The organism is Chryseobacterium urinae (assembly GCF_030518295.1).
In the GTDB taxonomy this organism is placed as follows: domain Bacteria; phylum Bacteroidota; class Bacteroidia; order Flavobacteriales; family Weeksellaceae; genus Chryseobacterium; species Chryseobacterium mucoviscidosis.
Genome location: NZ_JAULSJ010000105.1, coordinates 1 through 393 on the forward strand (window position 1 = coordinate 1; position 393 = coordinate 393).

At 36.9% G+C, this 393-nt stretch carries 1 protein-coding gene and 1 pseudogene; both read right to left on the reverse strand.

Annotation, left to right across the window (positions count from 1 at the left end; all coding sequences use genetic code 11):
* Positions 1–108 (reverse strand): annotated as a pseudogene (locus QWT87_RS21330) (ISAon1 family transposase); the annotation flags it as partial.
* Positions 105–393: transposase (locus QWT87_RS21170; protein ID WP_302718732.1), on the reverse strand; the 289-nt coding region annotated here is incomplete at its 5' end. The pseudogene QWT87_RS21330 and the gene QWT87_RS21170, both read right to left, overlap by 4 nt.

The following is a 393-nucleotide window of genomic DNA, read 5'->3' on the forward strand; positions in this document are numbered from 1 at the left end:
ATAGTTTAAAATATCCCTGTAATGATTCATTATTGTTTTTATTAAGGTAGAAAAAGATTTAAAATCTGCTTCTTCCACCTCTTTGAACCAATGTGCCAGTTTAGTCATCGCCAATGATTTTGGAATATTTGATTATAAATCTTTCGCAGTCCATCGGTCAATTGATATGCTTTCTCCAGATCGGGATACTGAGCAAAAAGAATAGCAGCTCTTTGTTTTTGGGAAAGTGTCCATTTTTCACGGCTTTTATAAAGCAAATACCGGCTTCTTGCCAGAAGCTGTTTGCGTGAATCACCGTTTTCAAATATTTCTGTGCCTGAGTTTTTTTCTTCCCCCAGTCCTTGCGTTACCGTATTTTCCATTTCAATAGCATCCCAACGATGTCTGATCCTA